At 49.8% G+C, this 17,850-nt stretch carries 6 protein-coding genes; 1 reads left to right on the forward strand and 5 read right to left on the reverse strand.

Going from position 1 to position 17,850, the window contains the following annotated elements:
* Nucleotides 1–70: 70 nt before the first annotated feature.
* Nucleotides 71–1,498: a hypothetical protein gene (locus ACFPK9_RS09020; protein ID WP_377094533.1), complete on the reverse strand. Its 1,428-nt coding sequence runs from the start codon at nucleotides 1,496–1,498 to the stop codon at nucleotides 71–73.
* A gap of 406 nt (nucleotides 1,499–1,904) precedes the next feature.
* On the opposite strand from ACFPK9_RS09020, the gene ACFPK9_RS09025 reads away from it, so the two are divergent.
* Entirely contained in the window at nucleotides 1,905–6,764 is a 4,860-nt protein-coding gene (locus tag ACFPK9_RS09025; RefSeq protein WP_377094534.1) for an Ig-like domain-containing protein, read from the forward strand.
* Between the two features lie 290 nt (nucleotides 6,765–7,054).
* On the opposite strand, the gene ACFPK9_RS09030 is transcribed toward ACFPK9_RS09025, so the two are convergent.
* From ACFPK9_RS09030 to ACFPK9_RS09045, 4 genes are all read right to left on the reverse strand, one after another.
* A complete protein-coding gene (locus ACFPK9_RS09030; protein WP_377094535.1) occupies nucleotides 7,055–7,855 on the reverse strand; it encodes a PEP-CTERM sorting domain-containing protein in 801 nt (266 codons plus the stop codon).
* A gap of 176 nt (nucleotides 7,856–8,031) precedes the next feature.
* Complete coding sequence (locus tag ACFPK9_RS09035) at nucleotides 8,032–8,667, reverse strand: response regulator (protein ID WP_377094536.1); 636 nt, start codon at nucleotides 8,665–8,667, stop codon at nucleotides 8,032–8,034.
* A gap of 59 nt (nucleotides 8,668–8,726) precedes the next feature.
* Nucleotides 8,727–10,841, reverse strand: coding sequence for a sensor histidine kinase (locus tag ACFPK9_RS09040; RefSeq protein WP_377094537.1), 2,115 nt, complete (start codon nucleotides 10,839–10,841; stop codon nucleotides 8,727–8,729).
* 175 nt (nucleotides 10,842–11,016) lie between these two features.
* The gene (locus tag ACFPK9_RS09045) at nucleotides 11,017–17,529 is read right to left on the reverse strand and encodes an Ig-like domain-containing protein (protein WP_377094538.1); all 6,513 of its coding nucleotides are present in this window, start codon (nucleotides 17,527–17,529) and stop codon (nucleotides 11,017–11,019) included.
* Nucleotides 17,530–17,850: the final 321 nt, after the last annotated feature.

The following is a 17,850-nucleotide window of genomic DNA, read 5'->3' on the forward strand; positions in this document are numbered from 1 at the left end:
CCATGCTCCGTAGCTGACCTATGTGTCATTGCTACGGAGCATTTTTGTTTTTAAGTTACTCTATAACGTCTCACTGCTTTGCAGGGAGCACATAGTCGTTAACTCGATGATTAGCGTACACTTGTCGCATCATCTCCTCCTTCTCATCCACACTAAGAACTGATGATATCGCTAAGGCTTGCTCCGCGGCAGCAGGATTGACTGACATCCATGTTTCCATCACCTCGCGCATTTGTCCCTGTCTTAATGCTGGACTAGTAATAGTCTCTGCCAGACCAAATGCATGCGAAACATTGCTGTATTGATAAAATGCTAAACTACTCTTCAGGGCTTGGTCCTTCGCAGCTCCTGACTCAAGCGAACCAATCCACTGTAGACCGCGTTCAGGATCAGATCGTACCAAGTTGTTCGCCAATTGCTGCGCTGCAGTCACTCGCTCAAACTCATTCAGTGAACTAAATGACTTCATCAGCGTTTCCGGGCTCGTACGTGACAAATTCATCGCCACGACAGTAAATAATTCATCATTATTTGAGTCTCTATAATTTTCTAACAAATAATTAAGAGCGTCATCCCCATTTTCCCCTGCTGACCAACGATCCATCACACCTAACAAGGCATATTTTTTCTCCAAATCACCAAGAGACTGAAGCCACTCAAGCGCAAAATGTACATCCTGATCGGCTAATTTCGTCGCAACTTGTGAAGCCAGATTTAGCTTCATATCACCTGATTCCATTTGAGAAACCAGTCCAGCTGCCTGCTCTGGATCTTGCTCTACATAACGTCCCATTACCTCTTGATAAATCTGACTAAATTGTGGCGTCATTTCCGCAGTCTCTAGCCAATCAAAAGCAGCGTGAATATCATGCTTCGCCCACTCATTTAGTGTCAAAGATACAAGTTGATCGCGCTGTGCACCCTTTGGCATTTGCTCCAATAATCCTAGTGCTCCCTCTGGATCACTACTAGCCATCCCAGCATACACGGCCCTCATAAAATAATTTTTCTGATCCACACTGATAGCCCCCCCAGCTAACCACTCTAATGCTTCATTCGGATCTTGTTTTGCCATCTGACGTAATGCCTCATAAACAAGATCACTGCGATTAGGTACCGTGCCTGCATATGCTAATGCCGCATAGGCATCTCTTTTCGCCCATTCAGAAACTAATACTAAAAGTAAGGCATCACTTTCTACCACATCTCCTGAATCTTGTGCCTTAACTGCCGCATGCTGCCAACCTCTAGGATTCCGCGAAGCAAAACCGCCAAATACTGAAGCGCTAGCTCCTACGCTGCTTCGATGCTTAATAGACGTCCTCTCACTCGACTCTCGATTCTCTATCTCAGCCTCACCTGATTCCGTTCCCTCAATTCCTGTGATGTGTCCCACAACAACACCTAACAAAAATGTCCCGGCAGAACGCATAACTAGGGGGCTAAGCAATTTATTTTTCATATTCTCGAAGTGCCCTTCTATTTTCCAATTTAACAACCTCTGGTCGTGACTCCCTAGAGAAAGAAAGAGCATCTCATTAAAAATAGAACACTCCCTCCATCACTATACGCGAGCCACTCTTCTATATAACTTTTTCACCTATGTAAACTCACTCACATACACGTATTCACGTGATGAACGTTAGGGCTGTCTGAAAAATTAATCATTAGATCTAATCTTTCCAACCTTTCCTTGATCCTTTTTTGGCACTCTAACACAGACTATTAAAATCATTCATTTAACCTATGCATGAAATGATTGATCACGCATAATACACAACACCATTACGCAATTCATCCAAAAATCAACGAACTCATTGACCTCTAATTATCAAATCCATAGGGTCTCCAAACGCGCACCTACGAACCTATGAGGTGTACGAATAAACCCACTCAACTACACAATGAATAAAACACAGGGTCTCGCCAGTGTTTGCATAGCCACACTTTGCTCCATGGCACATGCAAACCTGCTTTACGAAGACACATTTGATAATGACGGACTAAGCTCAAATACAGGCGTTGGCGGCGGAGCAGTCAACAAAACCATCCAAGGCCATTCTTGGACCGACGACGGCGATGCCACCTTCAATACGGCTGGCACTAGCTACACCCGTAGAGCCATTCTCTACTCCGAGAACAGCTTCCAGTCCGACACTGGCTTTAGGCTCACTGTCAATTTCACGACAGGGTCGATTGGCGATCTAGCAGCGCATAATTTGTCCTTTGGTTTAGTGAGCACTGACACCGATTTATCATCCTACACGGGCTTCAACCCCTTTCTCACTGACACGAGTGTTTACAGTGTGGGAGCGAATGTAACAGCTGACATTGGAGAAGCGTCTCGCGGTCTCAATTTCACCGACGGCTCGACAACGACCACGCTCGACCAATCCGGAACCAGAGCACAGTTCAAGGCGGGCGAGTCCTGTGAAGTGACTCTAGAAATCGGAATCGGAGGCTACTGGTGCTATCGCATCGATGGAGAGTACGAAGCATCTGGAGTCCTTCTGGAAGGCTTTGACCTGAGCAAGAGCTACCATGTCGTGGTCTATGGGCAAGACGACCATGGTGGCGGAAAAACCATTGAATCGCTTAGCTTAGAAGCCGCACCAGCGGCGGGCGAACGCGCAGCACATATCCGAGGCACCTGGGCTGCAGGAGGAGAAGCGGGAGTCGAGGAACTGAAAGATTTCAGAACCATGGACTTCGCAGGTGTTGGATTCAATTCCGGCGCCACTCAGTCAGCGCTGCATTTCGTTCCTCACAAGCTACTAGAAAGCCTGTCCGAGGGAGACGTGGATGAAAATGGGGAACGCATCAATTTAGTGGTGCCACCTTGGGGAGATTTGACGCTGGACGAGCCGGAGAATGATACTTTCCTCGAAGAAATCCTAGAAATCAAAGCGGCAGGCTTTCAGGTCCAATCCTACACGAACTGTAAAAACTTCGTCGGTGACCTCGGTGATTCTTACACGGTCTTTGTCGAACGCTGGAAAGAATGGTGTGACACCGATCCGACTGCGCAAGCATTCATCCAGAGCCAACCATTCCACACAGGAATATGGAACCGGACAACGCAACAATACGAGGATGCGGACAGCATCTACCCAGACCGAAAGTACATGTTCTGCTACGCAGAGTTCGTGTTGAAAGACTACTCGCTGCGTTACGGCCACCACTTTGATAGATGGATTTTTGACTCTGGAGACGACATCCCACGCGTCGGAGACAACGGCACCAGCGGCTTGATCGAGGAGCAACGACTCTTCCAGGCATTCACCAATGCCGTGCGCGCTGGTAATCCCGATATCCCAGTTGCCTACAACTTAGGACGCAGCAACATCCACTATGATGGCTTCCCATTCCACATTGCCGTGCAATTTGAAGACTTCACCTTCGGTCACGCCTATGGCGGAAATACCGACCACGGCAGTAAAGAAAACGGAGCCTATGACCGTAACTACAACCACGTCATCCGCATGATGGAGACGAATGGCTACGTGCACAATGGCGGTAACTGGACTTGGGACGACCTAATTGTTGGTAATTTCCATTCCAAGCTCGCGACCACTTCTTGGTCAGATGGCCCCTTTCAAGCGTGGGAGGAAGCGGACTTCCTGAAGTGGAACGAAGAAGCCCTCATTGCTGGAGGCTCAATGACATGGGGAGGCTCAACAGAATCCTCTCAAGGCGTCAAAAAACTGAGAGGATGGGCGTACGACCTTCTCAAAGCCAATGACGACCATTTGGCCGCAGTGCAATTCCCTGGCGCACCCAACTGGGCAAGAGCCTACACCATTCTTCCTGAAGCAACCATCGGCCAAGCCTACTACCACGTGCTGGTTGAAGAGGTCGATTTCTGGGATCCGGAAGGGGACGCTATTGATGCGGTGTGGTTTCAAGATGGAGCTCCAGCGTGGCTGAGTATTGCAGAAGACGCCAATAACCCTGGTCATTGGATTTTGAGCGGTACTCCTACAGAAAATGCAGCGGTACAATACGCATTCAACATCAGAGCACGCGATGTGAACTTGGACGCGAGATCTCGCTCCATCGAACTGCAAGTCAATGCCAATGACTTCAACTTCGCTGACACCAGCGGAGGCGCTCCCGTGTGGATTTCCAACACCCTCACATTGCCAGACGCTCATACCTTTGAGACATTCAGCCACACGCTCGTGCGCGGTGTCGACTTCGAAGACTTTGATGGCGACGCTCTCACCATCACGAAAGCGAGTGGTCCCTCTTGGCTCAGCTTAGTGGAAATTGCTCCAAACCTGTGGCAGCTCAATGGCACCCCAGCGAGTCACGACGATGGCCTCAACACCATGACACTCAACCTGCATGACGGCAACGCCACCACGCAGGCAACGATCGAAATCAACGTCACGAACCCTCAGTTCCTCGCGATGGAGACCAACTCGATCAATGGTGGCGCGTATTGGTCCACAGCAGCCTACGAACAAGGTCTCACCGATGAGTTAAGCTATCACAATAAAAGTAATAACTTTAATTACCGCTCGTTGATGTACACCTCTCAGTCATTTCAGTCTGATGCAGGCTTCAGACTCACCGTCAACGCCACTACAGGAAGCATCGGTAATCCATTAGCGCACAATTTCTCCTTCGGTTTGATCAGCGCGGACACCGACCTTTCGAGCTACGCAGGCTTTAACCCCTTCCAGACAGACACAAGCATCTACAGTTTAGGGGTCAATCTCACCACCAATGCTGGTGCTGCAGCCCAAGGACTCAACTACACCAATGGATCAACCGTCACCACACTCGACCAATCGGGAACTCATGCACAATTTGTGGCTGGGAGCGTGAATGAGATTCAGATCGAAGTTGGTACCGACGGCCTATGGCGCTATTTCATCAATGGTGTCGAAGAGGCGTCGGGTGTGATTCCTGAAGGGTTTGACCTCACGAAAAGTTATCATGTCGCCTTTTACGGCCAAGATGACGATGGTGGCGGAAAGTCAGTCCAATCGATGGTTCTCGACCTCAACAATGCACCGACTGGTAGCCTAACACAAGTGTCGGTGGACGAAGACAGCTCGGTCAACTTCTCGCTCACCGCCACTGATCTGGAGGGTGATGACTTGAGTTATGCTCTGACTTCTGCTCCGAGCCACGGCAGCATCTCCGGCACCGCACCGAATCTAACATACACACCTAACCCTAACTATGAAGGTAGTGACTCATTCTCCTACCTCGCCAATGACGGGCTAGCAGAGAGTGAAGTAACGGTAGTTCATATCACGGTTCACCCCGTCAATGACGCCCCGAGCATCGATAACCCACCTGCGAGTGGCGCGATCTCCGTTCGCGGAGCCTACGATCTTTCCATCGCGGGTTCAGCGAGTGACATTGATGGCGACAGCCTCAGCTACTCCGTGGTTTCTGGACCTAGCTGGCTCAACGTCGCAAGCGATGGGACACTCAGCGGCTCCCCAGGATTCACTGATGCAGGAACGAACAGCTGGGTCATTCAGGTAACTGATGGCCAAGGTGGATCCGCTCTAATCAACTACGACATCGAAGTCACTTCTCAGATTCTCATGGGCTATGACTTTGACGCGGGATCGCCAGCGGCAACCCTTTTTGCCAGTGAATTCAGTGCCAGCGACTTCAGCTCGCCCATGGATATTTCCTACACTACTACGATTGGAGACAACACGGGCAAAGATGCTACAGGAGCGAGCTTCGGCAATGCGAGCACCTTGGGAGCCGTCGGTATCGGCGTCGACGATGCTACCACCGCCAGCTTTGCCAATGCGGTGAATGGCGATGATTACATGAGCTTCACCGTCACACCTGAACCAGGCAGAGCACTTCAGCTTGAGGGAATCAGCTTCCTTGGCGTCAAGAAAGCGAATAGCTCAGTGGATGAATACGCTGTCACCGATGCTAGCGGTAATCTTATTGGCAGCACTGTCAACATTACCAGCGTGTTCCCGCTCACTGGTGACTACGATGGCGTGCTCGTCGACCTCTCTGGTACAGCCTATGCTGAAATCAGCCAAGCTACCGAGTTCCGCATCTACGCATGGGGACGCAATACCACAAGCACTGGCAACACCCTTGCTGCTATTGATAAAGTGACCCTGCACGGGAGTGTCCAGATCCACCCACTTGCGAACTGGACTCTCGACGATGGCGGCTCGGCGGTTGCTCTCGACTACAGTGGTAATGGCTTTGATGCTGCGATCGCGAATGCCAGCTCGGTAGCCGGTGTGGATGGGACAGCACTCGACTTCAATGGCAGCAATGCCGAGGTCACCCTCCCCGCGAGCGCCTTTGCTTCCATCGACCAAGAGATCACCCTCTCATTCTGGGCCTATGGAGCATCGAACCAGGCGAGAAACGATACATTATTTGCAGCTGAAGACAGCTCTGGTAACCGCGTGCTCAACATCCACCTCCCTTGGAGCAACTCCAATGTCTATTGGGATGCAGGCTGGAACGCGGGCTATGATCGGATCTACAAAGTCGCCACCGCTGCGCAGTTCAAAGACAGCTGGAGCCACTGGGTATTCGTAAAAAATGCGACAACAGGGACGATGGAAATCTACCACAATGGCACTCTCTTCCACAGCGGAGCGAGCAAATCAAAAAGCATAGCAGGTATCGCCAGCGCCACACTTGGAGCGCAGTTAGGCACCAGCCACTACGCAGGCGCGATCGATGATGTCATCCTCTACAACGTCGCTCTAACCGCTCAAGAAGTCGCAGAGCTCTACTCGAGTTACGAATAGAATTGCACGACAAGTAATCATTCAAAGCCAGTGCCTCCCGGGTGCTGGCTTTTTTCTATAGTAGCCCTTCGCCACAGCCGAGATGGCAACTGCTGCTTAAACTGATTGGGATATTTTCATCGCACCGGCGAACACGATAAATTCTTTATCATAGAATTACGTACAAACCGAAGGGCGCATGGAGCAAGACTCGACATCGTGATGCGAATGAACAGGTGCACCGTTAAAGAATAACTGCCGGAATGTCAGCGGTCACCCGGCAGTTAAAGAGTCACTCTAAGATAGAAAAATTAAGCTCTGCGGCGACGCAAGATAAGGCCACCCAATCCACCGAAAAGCATCACAGCTGAGGATGGCTCTGGTACTGCTGCAACATCAAAAGTAATGCCGTTAATCGTAGCATTTTGCGAACGCTCATTAGCAGCAAGGGTGAATGTCCCTGTAGTACCTGCATCGAGTGTGACATCGAAGAACACCATTCCTAAATCATCGGCGGCAATAACTGGCAGCGTTGAGACACTTGCTGTAGTTCCGTCGCCAATAAATGTTAAACTCAATGCTGTGGGATCATATCTACCATCGGCGGCTTGTTCCCCACCAGCAAGGACCCCAAAACGGAAAGTCATAGCATCCGAGTTTGTTACAGCGAAAGAAAGCATGGGAAGGTCAGTTGTGCCAGCTGTTCCATTGTTCATGAGATAGCCCGCATTGCCAAAGTCTGTTCCTTCCATAGCTGCCACAGGATTATCCATTGCAGTCTGGCTAGAATTATAACGCGAAAGTGTCACAGAACTATCCGCAGTAATTGATGTGACGAAGCTAGGCGTTAAAGAAGCAAATGCACCTGCCGTATTGTATTCCGCATTGTTATTGGTTCCAGAGCCGCCAAACACATAGTAACCATCGGTACCGTATTTATTGTCACCATTGACATCGTAAGTTTTGAGCACACTTGATGTATAATATGCGGTAGCCTCCACACCTGTGATATCATATCCAGTGCCGCCAACGGTTGAAATGTGAACCGCCGCATTCGCAGAGGAGATGAGTACTAATGAGCTAGCGAGTAATGTCGTCGTAATTTTTTTCATAGTAGTTGAGGTTTTATCTCAAGAATGAGCTCACATGATCTTAAGTGAATCCCCGAGGGGTGAGCTTCATCGTATCTCTATCGAATTCTCGACTCCTAAGTCTACTGGCCAAATAGCCAGTTAGGATCACACAGTCATGACCACTCGCCGGCAGCCCCCACAGATCTAGGTGAGAACTAAATAATGCCCGAACGCAGGGCTTTGGCGACGGCTCCAGATTGTGACTGCACCTGGAGTTTACGATAGATGTTTTCGAGATGGAAAGCGGCCGTGCGGCGGCTGATCCCGAGTCGATCGGCGATTTCTTTAACCGAAAGATCCATCGCTAAATGCTCGAGCACTTCGATCTCGCGAGCAGAGAGCTTAAAACTATCGCGAGTGGGAGCCTTGCGCATTTCATCGAGCACAATTTTAGCAACATCAGGACTGAGTGCCGCGCCGCCGGCGAAGACCTGTTCTATTCCATCAACAATTTCAGCACCAGTCGCAGTTTTCAATAAATAGCCAGTAGCTCCAGCGTCGAGCGCTTCTAGAACCTTTACTTTTTCTCTAAAGACAGTGATCACCACCACGGCCACGTCTGGAGCGATTTGAGTCAATTTACGAATCCCTTCGACTCCATCCATGCCAGGAAGTCCGAGGTCCATCAAGATGAGGTTGGGGTGCTCTTCAGACTTGAGAGCGTCAAACATTTCAATACATGAGGGGAACACCCGGCTACAATGCATCCGCTCATGCATATCGAGCAGACTGCGCAAGGTGCGGCGGAAACCAGCGTCATCCTCCACCACCCATATGTTGATTGGTCGCATGTGTGTTTCGGCGAAGCTATGAGAGTCAATGAGTGACTACCAGTAAGAAGTTCGCTTTTTCAATTAGAGGTTCGGTAAGAATGGCTCGACGCATCTGTGAGAGCTGAGAGAGGAAACTGCAACACGGTCGTCGTCCCTTTACCCGGCTGAGAGCTCAGCTGCATCTCTCCCCCCATTTCTTTAGCACGCTGCTTGAGATTCGACAGCCCCCATCCCGAAGACGGCACAGAGGAGTCAAAGCCGCAACCATTGTCACTCACAGTGAGCTGAAGCTGCGTATCCATAATCGAGACTGCGATGTGGACTTTGCTCGCATGAGCGTGACGTGCGCAGTTGTGCACCACTTCTTTGAAGAACATGATGAGATGTCGCTTGAAGTTGAGTGAAACAACCTGGTCCGGGCAATGTTCTGGAATTTCTATGCTGAGCTCCGCGTGGTTGAGGACTCGCTCGGCACGCTCCGCGAGTTTTTGGATGAGAACCGGCAGACGGATCGTGCGTTGGTCGACGAGCCAAAGGACTTCTCGCAAGGAAGCGTAAGCCTCGCGCCCGAGCAGTGATAAATCTTCTAAGCCTTCTTTGATTTGCTGATCTTTCGCAAGACTCTCCAGTTGCTCAGCCATAAGAGAAATGCTGCCAAGGTTACTTCCCACTTCATCGTGCAAGTCAGAATGAATCTGCCGACGCAGGCGCAGTTGCGCCATTTTCTTACTCCGGCGCATCCAATAGACGAAGATGAGAATTCCTAACGAAAGCAACACCCCCAGACTCATCAAGGAGCGTTCGCGGATGTGCTTCCATCGTTCACTCAACCGCAAGTGCTCGGCCTCAAAAGCCGCGAGTCGGGCATCGTGCGGTTTGCCTGCAGCAAGTTGGTCAATCCATTCGGGCAAAGGCAGCACCTCTCGACCATCAACCTTGCCATCGACCAGAGCTGAGAGGTCAGGAATATGCTCCACATCACCATGACGCAGACTCACTGTGCAACCTTTCGAGATATTGCGACCATTAAAGGAAAGTCCAATTTCACCGAGCGCTAACACTGCTTGCCCTTGATAGACTGGAAAGTCATTGAGTTCGACTTCGAGAGCATCGAGCCTCCGGCCTAAGTCCGTCACTCTAACCATATTGTTGCCCGGGTTCCCTAAGAGCGCATGCTCCTCTATAGGCAGGCGACGGTAATTATTTCTGTCGTACTTTTTTTGGAGGCGGAAAAAACGAATCGACTGAGGAAATCCGTATCCAGGCACATCGATCCCATCTGGGCTTTTTCCAGGAAAGAGACTGATCCACCCCAGCTGCTCAGGCTTATGATGCATCTCTATTCTGAGAACGATGGGTTTTTCAAAGCGAGATACCGAAAGTGGCCAGACCAAGTTGCCCTCAGAACCCAGCTTCGAAGACAAAGGCATGCCCAAGGTGTGACGCGGCGAGGACAGATACTCAGCACTCCAATAGGGAGCAGACTCAAAACTGGAAGAGACATTGACGGCTCTAGGTGAATGCAGCGCGTTGGTGCGGATCAAGTGCACCCTCGCAAGCGAGAAAAACTCGAGTCCATTGTCCTCTTCCGCTGAAAACACTTCGAGACGCAACCCTGATCGCAGACCATCTGTCGCAACTTGGGCATACTGGGAAGGAAACTTGAACACCACAGGCCGCATCCCCGGATCTGGAAAATCCCGAGCCGTCCAATCGACATACACCCTTTCGATCTTCCCCCTAGAATTGACAGAAGAAATACGAAATCGTTTGGGAAAAGCATAGCCCTGAAGCTCAGCGGAACGTTCATCAATCGCAGGCACTAAAACAATGCCTAGAATGCGGCGTGTCATCACACGACTGTCAAAATCAAGTGTCCACAAAGGATTCTCAGGCACACCTTCCACCGCTGGAAGGTAATCGCTGTGATAGCCAAATTGGTCAAATTGCTTAGCTGGCTTCAACGGAGCCAATCCCTTGAGCACCTCATTCTCTGCGGTGATCAGACTCGCTAATTTCTCGATACGCTCAGGGATTTGATAAAAAGGAACATTGCGCGAGCGAGTGATCTCAGTCTCTTCTGAGGGGTTCAGCGGGTCTGAGTACGACGCTTCCGCTGCTACCGCGTGAGCAGCAAGAGCTGCGAAGCCCCAGACGCCACAGCACCAACCAAAGCACAGAGCGTCGCTCACCCTAGATATCCAAGGTGCCCGAAGCTGAGCTTTTCTATCGCGCTTCCTCATCGTTTATTGAAGTAACAATTTATGCGCATCATGAGAAAGGATATTCATTCACAAGCCTCCTCTGTGAAGACAAAAACCAGCACGCCGAAACATGCTGGTTTGGCTGATTTATCTCTCTGTCTGCTTACTCGTAACTAGTGTAGAGTTCGGCGATTTCTTCCGCTGATAGAGCGGAGTCATAGATGATCACCTCATCGATTGCGCCCGCGTAGTTACTGACACCGAGTTCAGAACCAAGTGTGGCAGCAGTGATGCCCGCCATGCTCTTCGTCGTGCCTATTCCACTGTGGAAGAGAGTCCCATTGTGATAGATCGCCATGCTGCCTGTGGTCGCATTTTTTACAAACACCCAGTGGCTCCAGCTTCCTTTAAACTGATCAGCTGTGGCAGCTTTGAAGATCCGATCGTAGCCGGCATTCCAGCCTGCATCCCAGTAGACGTTAGAGTTGCCCCACGGAAGATGGATGTTCAACACACGATTACCTGATGCATCTTTGGCTGAGAAGATAGTGTCGCTTCTCGCTTGGTCTGTTGCTCCGTAGGCCCACAACGAGATGGTGATCTCTTGGTCGATGGAAGCAAAAACGCTCGCAGGGAGAGTGACATCCGCATCAGATCCATTGAAGTCCAATGCGCTGCCCACTTTGCCGGTCACTGAAGTGGCATTGGCAATAGTACCATCGAAGCCGTTTCCACTGCTGTCCTGGCCGATGCTTGTACTAGCATCATCTAATTCCCAATAGGCAACGGGAGCAAGGTAGTTACTGCCGTGGAGCGTCACTTTATCGATTGCTGCCAGTGTGTTGCTCGCATTACTTGTGCCGCGTCCCCAGGCATAGATGCGTAGCTCCGTAGGTGCTGTGATGAACTCGAGGTCAGAGCCTGCGAGGTCTACTGTGACACCATCATAGGAAGTTGTTAGACCGAGCACATTGGTAATGGAAGCTGGGCTTCCGAGGATGTTTCCAGCGGCATCCGTCACTGCGTATTCATCTACTGAATGGATATGCTTCTTCGTCGCTTTGAAGCTTAGGCTAGAGAGCTGAAGTCCAGTACCGAGTGCAGGTGTCACGGTGAAGGCGATGTAGTCGTCACCAGCAAGCGCATTGGCGAAGCTCGATGTCGTCGCATCAATCACTTGAATGGCGAGAGCTCCAAGAGTCTCGGCACTGCCAAACTCCAGACCTGAGGCGCTTACACCACTGTTATCACCGAAGGAGGAATCATAAGAGATAGGCATCGGAGAGGTCATCACGCTCGCAGTCAGATGTTCAGAAACTAGCGTTGGCGAAGCCGGATCACCTTCGTCAAAGTCATAACCAACGAGGATGGGGAGCTCCACGGTGATTTCTAGATCAATGGTGGAACTTCCGCCATTTCCGTCATCTACCTGAACGAGCCAAGTGTTGAGCCCTTTATCCTCGAGACTTGCTGTGCCACTAAGTGAGCCATTCGCAGCTATATTCAACCAACTCGGGCCTGAAAGAACGGCAAAGCTGAGGCTGTCTCCATCGGGATCAGAGACGGCATCTGCCAATGTCCCAGTGAACGGCGCATTGACTAACGCAGCCGCTACAATTGCTGAACTTCCCACATTTGGCAAATCATTGATCGGAAGAATCGTAATCGAAACCGTAGCGACAGAGCTCTGGCTGGAGCCGTCATTCGCAATGTAACTAAAAGAGTCTGAGCCGTAGTAATCAGCCTCAGGCATATAGCTTAGATTGGGAGCCGAACCACTCAATGTGCCGTTAGCCGGTGGTGTGATCACTTGATAGCTGAGGCTGTTGCCTTCTTGGTCAGAACCGCTGAGGGTGATGGACACTGAGTCATCTTCATCGACTGTTAGACTAATCGGGTCTGCTACCGGAGCAACATTGACCAGTGGGTTTGTACCGTTTTGGTATTCTTCCAAGTTCGATATGCCATCGCCATCAGAATCCGCTGAAGCAAGCGCATCATTCAAACCGTAATTGGCGGCCCATTCCGTATAGCTACCATAGGCAGCTGTCTCGATTTCAATAGTGAAGTCGACATTGGCCACGCCCCAACTGGTCGATCGAGTGCCGTTTCCAGCATCCGATGAGATATAGAGAGATCCACGCCCAACATCCAATTGGCCTGAGTTCACGTTGGTAGCAAATTGAATCCCTAACAGCCCTGTTCCCTCACCAAAGATAGCTTGATGGGAATTTCCTGTAGTTGATGTTTGCTTCAACAGAGCAGAAGTGAATCCAGCTGAAGCAGCACTTCCGTAAATGGCTGGGTTGGTCAAATTGACTGACAAATTCTCCAACAGGAATTCCAAGCTTTGGCCATTGGCCATCTTAGAGTCTCCAATGGTAAACTTCTCACTCGACAAGACAACATTGGCGACCGTGGTGCCGATCATTGCAGAAGCAGCGTCTGTGCTACCGTCTGTATCGAGGGCGGCATCCGTCGTGCTCCCCGTCCAGCCTTTGACACGTAGATCAAAGGTCAGCGTGTCGTTTTGACTGTCACCATCGACATCTACATTTGAATACACGACCGAATAGAGGTAATCATTTCCATCCTCTACACCTACAACTGTTAGATTATCGGCATTGCCCCCAATAGTGAGAGGGTTTGCAGCGATATCCGTTCCGAACCCTTCAAAGCCAAGTACGGCGATGGCATCCTCGATGACTTTGATTTTAAGTGTCGCTGTTGCACTTAGCCCCGTCGGGTCAGTGGCGCGTACGACCCACGTATTGATACCAAAATCAGCGAGTGCAGGAGAGCCACTAAGCGCTCCGTCAGTAGCAAGCTCCAACCATGCTGGGCCACTCACGATCGAGTAACTCAAGGCTTGTTCATCCACATCGGTTGCCGCAGCAGCAATAGAACCGGAGTAGACACTTCCAATGACTGCAGCGCTTTCGGTGAACGAAGTCGCCGTGAAAGACGGCGCATCTGCATTGTCATCAGCCACTTCAAAGATCACAATCGCATTGGTGCTGTTAGAGCTACCATTATTCACAGTATAGAGAATCGAATCCGTGCCGTGAAAATTTGCATTGGGCGTGTAGACCAAATGCGGTGCAGTCCCAGTGATGGTACCATTCACGGGGTTACTTGAAACCGTGTAAGTCAAGGCATTGCCGTCAGGGTCATGGCCAGACAATTCAAACGAGACAGATTGGTCTTCGTCTACAGCCTGTCTGCTTGAAAAAGCCCGAGGCGTATGGTCATTGATGGTGAATGTCCAAACATCACCCGTGACCACAGAACCGTCTTCCAGCACGCTATCGATACGCCAGAAGTAGGTCTGATCGTTCGTCCACCCACCTGGATTAAAGATGTTGTTCGTCTGATTGCCTTGGAACGAAAGGCCGTTCGCAGTAGTGCCCAGATAAATGTTATAGGAAACTGCATTCAATCCACCGAGCCACATCAAATCACAATCATAGAGCGCATGAGAGTTCCCATCGGCAGGGATAGGTGTGGATGCCTGAGGCGTCCGATAGCCTGGAATAATGTAATTATCATCACCAAACTCATAGGCACCAATGTCAGGAGCATTCCCAGTGTACCCAGCGGTAACATCGACGACCTGTTCACCATTATAGTAGGTACAGCTGACTTCTTTTGCCTGATCAATAAGCTCAACAGCATCCCAACGAGGACGGAAATCAAATCCGTAAGGATCACGCAGTAAGAGTGACATGTCACGCGACGCTCTCTGAGCTAGGTAATTATTGCCGGTAACACCTGGGATATCACCGTCCGTGTTATTGCCTGAAAGATAATCTCCAGCATTGTTAAATGACTCGGAATTCGCATTTCCACCTGCACCGATAGAAATTTCAAACTGCCCTTTCACTCTGCCATCCACATCAATCGCGATGTTGTTGTAAATTTCGTGGAAATCGCCTTTCAACTTATAGGCTCCACCGATCAGGTTGCTCGTTTTATTTACCGAGTTCATGCAAACATTACGGTAGATATTGCAATAGATGCCGATGAGCGGTGTGTTGTTCCCATCCCATCGGAAATCTCGCTGTCGGTTATTATAGCCCCAGTTATAACGCGTGATTGATTCCTGGGCATTTCCTCCCACCGCATAAAAAGCGGTTCCATCGATCTGCATACGCGAACACCCTTCGGCCACATTATTCTCGAATACATAAGGGTTAATGCCCGTAGGATCCATATACCAACGACCAATCGAAAATCCTGCCGATGTCCCAGAATCTCTAAGAGTATTGTGACGCGCTACTAAATTTCGGCTGCCCGCCAACTGCACGGCCTTACCAGCCACACAGGTATAGTTGATCTGCTCAAATAAGTTGTTTTCGACTAACATATTGCCTGTGTAGGCAGTCATCAGCCCTGCACCATCCGCTCGGCGAAAGATGTTATTATAAAGCGTCACATTCTCACAAAAATCAGTTTTTGAGCCTTGTATATAAGCCGTCTTCGGTTGCCCTCCGACTCCCTTTGCTCGGTCAGAGCAAGAAGGATATTCATTGTTACAATTCTGGATGGTAATACCGTCTGATGAAGTAAAACTCCAAGTGGTCGCAAAAAAGTTAAGGCCATCAAGTGTGATATTTTTCGTTGTTGCATCGCCTATGATGGCAAAGGTCTGCACTTTTCCAGCGATGGTGCGTCCCGTTGGATTTTGTCCATCGTCAGCCCAGAGATAGAGCTGGCGAGTATTTTCGTCATAGGCCCATTCCTGTGCCATATCCAGCAGCACACGTTCGGCATTCCCCTTGCCTCCCTCAAAGAAGTAAGCACTCGAGTGCCTCCACCCGCCGATGCTATTGTACTCGAAAATATTATTCCCTGCTGTGTGCGAAGTGACATGCGAAACGTGAGATCCATAGTTCTCAAAGTTATGAAGCATCATGCACCCCTTGAAAGAAACTCCCGCCTCAGCGATTGCATCTGTTCCGACAATATACCCGCGTGACGAGCCTGATTGTTTCTGTGTTCGCTGCTCCCAAAAATCATCTGACCAGACAAGTGCATTGGGAAAACGCGCTAAGGTCATGATCTTATCATCGACAAACAGTTGCGTCACATCATCGATACTATCATCCAGCGTGGTAACGTACACCATACCACGCCCTGGAAGGTTCTCGCTTGGAGTATCATTTCCATCCGGTAAGACGATGGAATCCGTATCCTCAAGCGTCCAGTTCGTAGTAATCGCTTGCGTACCGTTGAAGGTCACTTGCTCATTACCATTTGGTCGCAAGGTGACTCCAATGACACCTGATAGATCAACTGTCTCATGATAGCTTCCACCTCCAATATAAATGGTACTTCCTATTCCCGCCTGATTAACAGCGTGCTGCACACTAGCGAAAGGCTGATTGGCACTCCCGCTATTACTGTCATTCCCCGTCTCATCGACATAGTAATCATTCCCCACGTCGAACGCAGATCCATACAAGGTGACTTTATCGAACCCAGCAAGTGATCCTGATGTTCTCTTCGAACCACGCCCCCAAACATAAATGCGAATTTCGGTCGCTTCAGTGATGTATTCTAAGTCGCTATGCTCGAGGTCGATCGTCACACCATCATAGGAAGCAACCAAGCCATCGATCGTCTCAATGGCAACAGTGCTTCCAATCAAATTTCCATCAGCATCGGTGACTGCGTATTCGTCTACTGAATCTCCATTCTGCTTGATTGCCTTAAAGGAAATACCTGTCAAGTGGGCTCCTTTCCCAGCATCCGGAGTGATAGTAAACGCCATGTAATTATCACTTTCTTTCGCCAGTTCAAAGGTTTGCCTAACAGCATCTGTTACCTGAATACCAACCGCTCCGAGCGTGGCAGAACTACCCAATTCAAATCCACTAGCATCAAGACCTGTATTGTCCCCATTGCCGCTATCGAACGAAATCGCCATCGGCGACTCCAACGCACTTGCAGATAGAGAAGCATCGGCCAGCGTTGGAACACTTGGATCTGGTGCGTCAGCATCAAAATCATAAGCCACCAATCTCGCTGGCTCCGCAGTTCCGTTAAGCACGACTTTATCAAGCATTGCCAATGAACTAGAACCGCTAGCAGCCCCGCGCCCCCATGCATAGATGCGGAAGGTCGTCGCCTCAGTCAAATTCTGAAACTGTGAGTCAGATAGATCGATCGATACCCCATCAAGCGTGCCACTTAATCCCAACACATTGGTAATGGCTGCAGTGCTTCCTATCAGATTACCAGCGCTATCCGTGACGGCATATTCGTCGACCGAGATCGCGGACTGCTTACTCACCTTAAAAGTGAGGCTTGAAAGATGGAGTTGGTGCTGATCGCCAGGAGAAACCGTGAAGGTGAGGTAATCGTTTCCCTCAATCGCGTCGGCGAAACTACTGGTAGTCGCGTCATAGATCTGAATAGCCACAGCTCCGAGGCTTCCAGCGCTCCCAAGCGTTTGGCCGCTGGCATCTAAGCCAGAATTATCGCCGCCAGCGCCATACAGAGAAATGTCCATCGGTGACGTCAGTTGACTCACGATCACATTCGCACTTTGCACCGTAGCGTCTCTATAATCTGACGCAATCGCGTCGAAATCATAACCGACTAATATCTCCGAATTCGCCATGGCAGACACAGCCATCAAGCAAACCCCAGAGAGGTAAGAAGTTTTTATCATTAGGTTTTTTGGGTTAGTTGAGCAATGTGGGGAGCATTGGGTATCTTCTCATGTAACAGAAAAAATGCCGCGCGCGTCTACTGGCCAAATGGCCAGTAATATCCCCTCTTTATTTCAAAAAACCTTAGATAATTTAAGTAGAACCTTTTCTTTCTAAAACGTTTATCAAACCATCAAGGTACACTTTACTTAGGTTCACTCCAAGCTCCACGATAATGCTAATTGAACTCTCGCCAGTGCCACGCTTGGCACGCATATAGGCATCATCCAGCACTTACCAAAGATGCAATATTTTCTGCTACTCTTGTCATTCTTTCACTT

Origin of the sequence: Rubritalea spongiae (genome assembly GCF_042652385.1) — a bacterium.
Classification (GTDB): Bacteria; Verrucomicrobiota; Verrucomicrobiia; order Verrucomicrobiales; family Akkermansiaceae; genus Rubritalea; species Rubritalea spongiae.

Bases quoted from the DNA above. Each gene is read 5' to 3' on its own strand.
- ACFPK9_RS09025 (WP_377094534.1), top strand. From the start codon at position 1,905: ATGAATAAAACACAGGGTCTCGCCAGTGTTTGCATAGCCACACTTTGC.
- ACFPK9_RS09030 (WP_377094535.1), bottom strand. From the start codon at position 7,855: ATGAAAAAAATTACGACGACATTACTCGCTAGCTCATTAGTACTCATC.
- ACFPK9_RS09035 (WP_377094536.1), bottom strand. From the start codon at position 8,667: ATGCGACCAATCAACATATGGGTGGTGGAGGATGACGCTGGTTTCCGC.
- ACFPK9_RS09045 (WP_377094538.1), bottom strand. From the start codon at position 17,529: ATGATAAAAACTTCTTACCTCTCTGGGGTTTGCTTGATGGCTGTGTCT.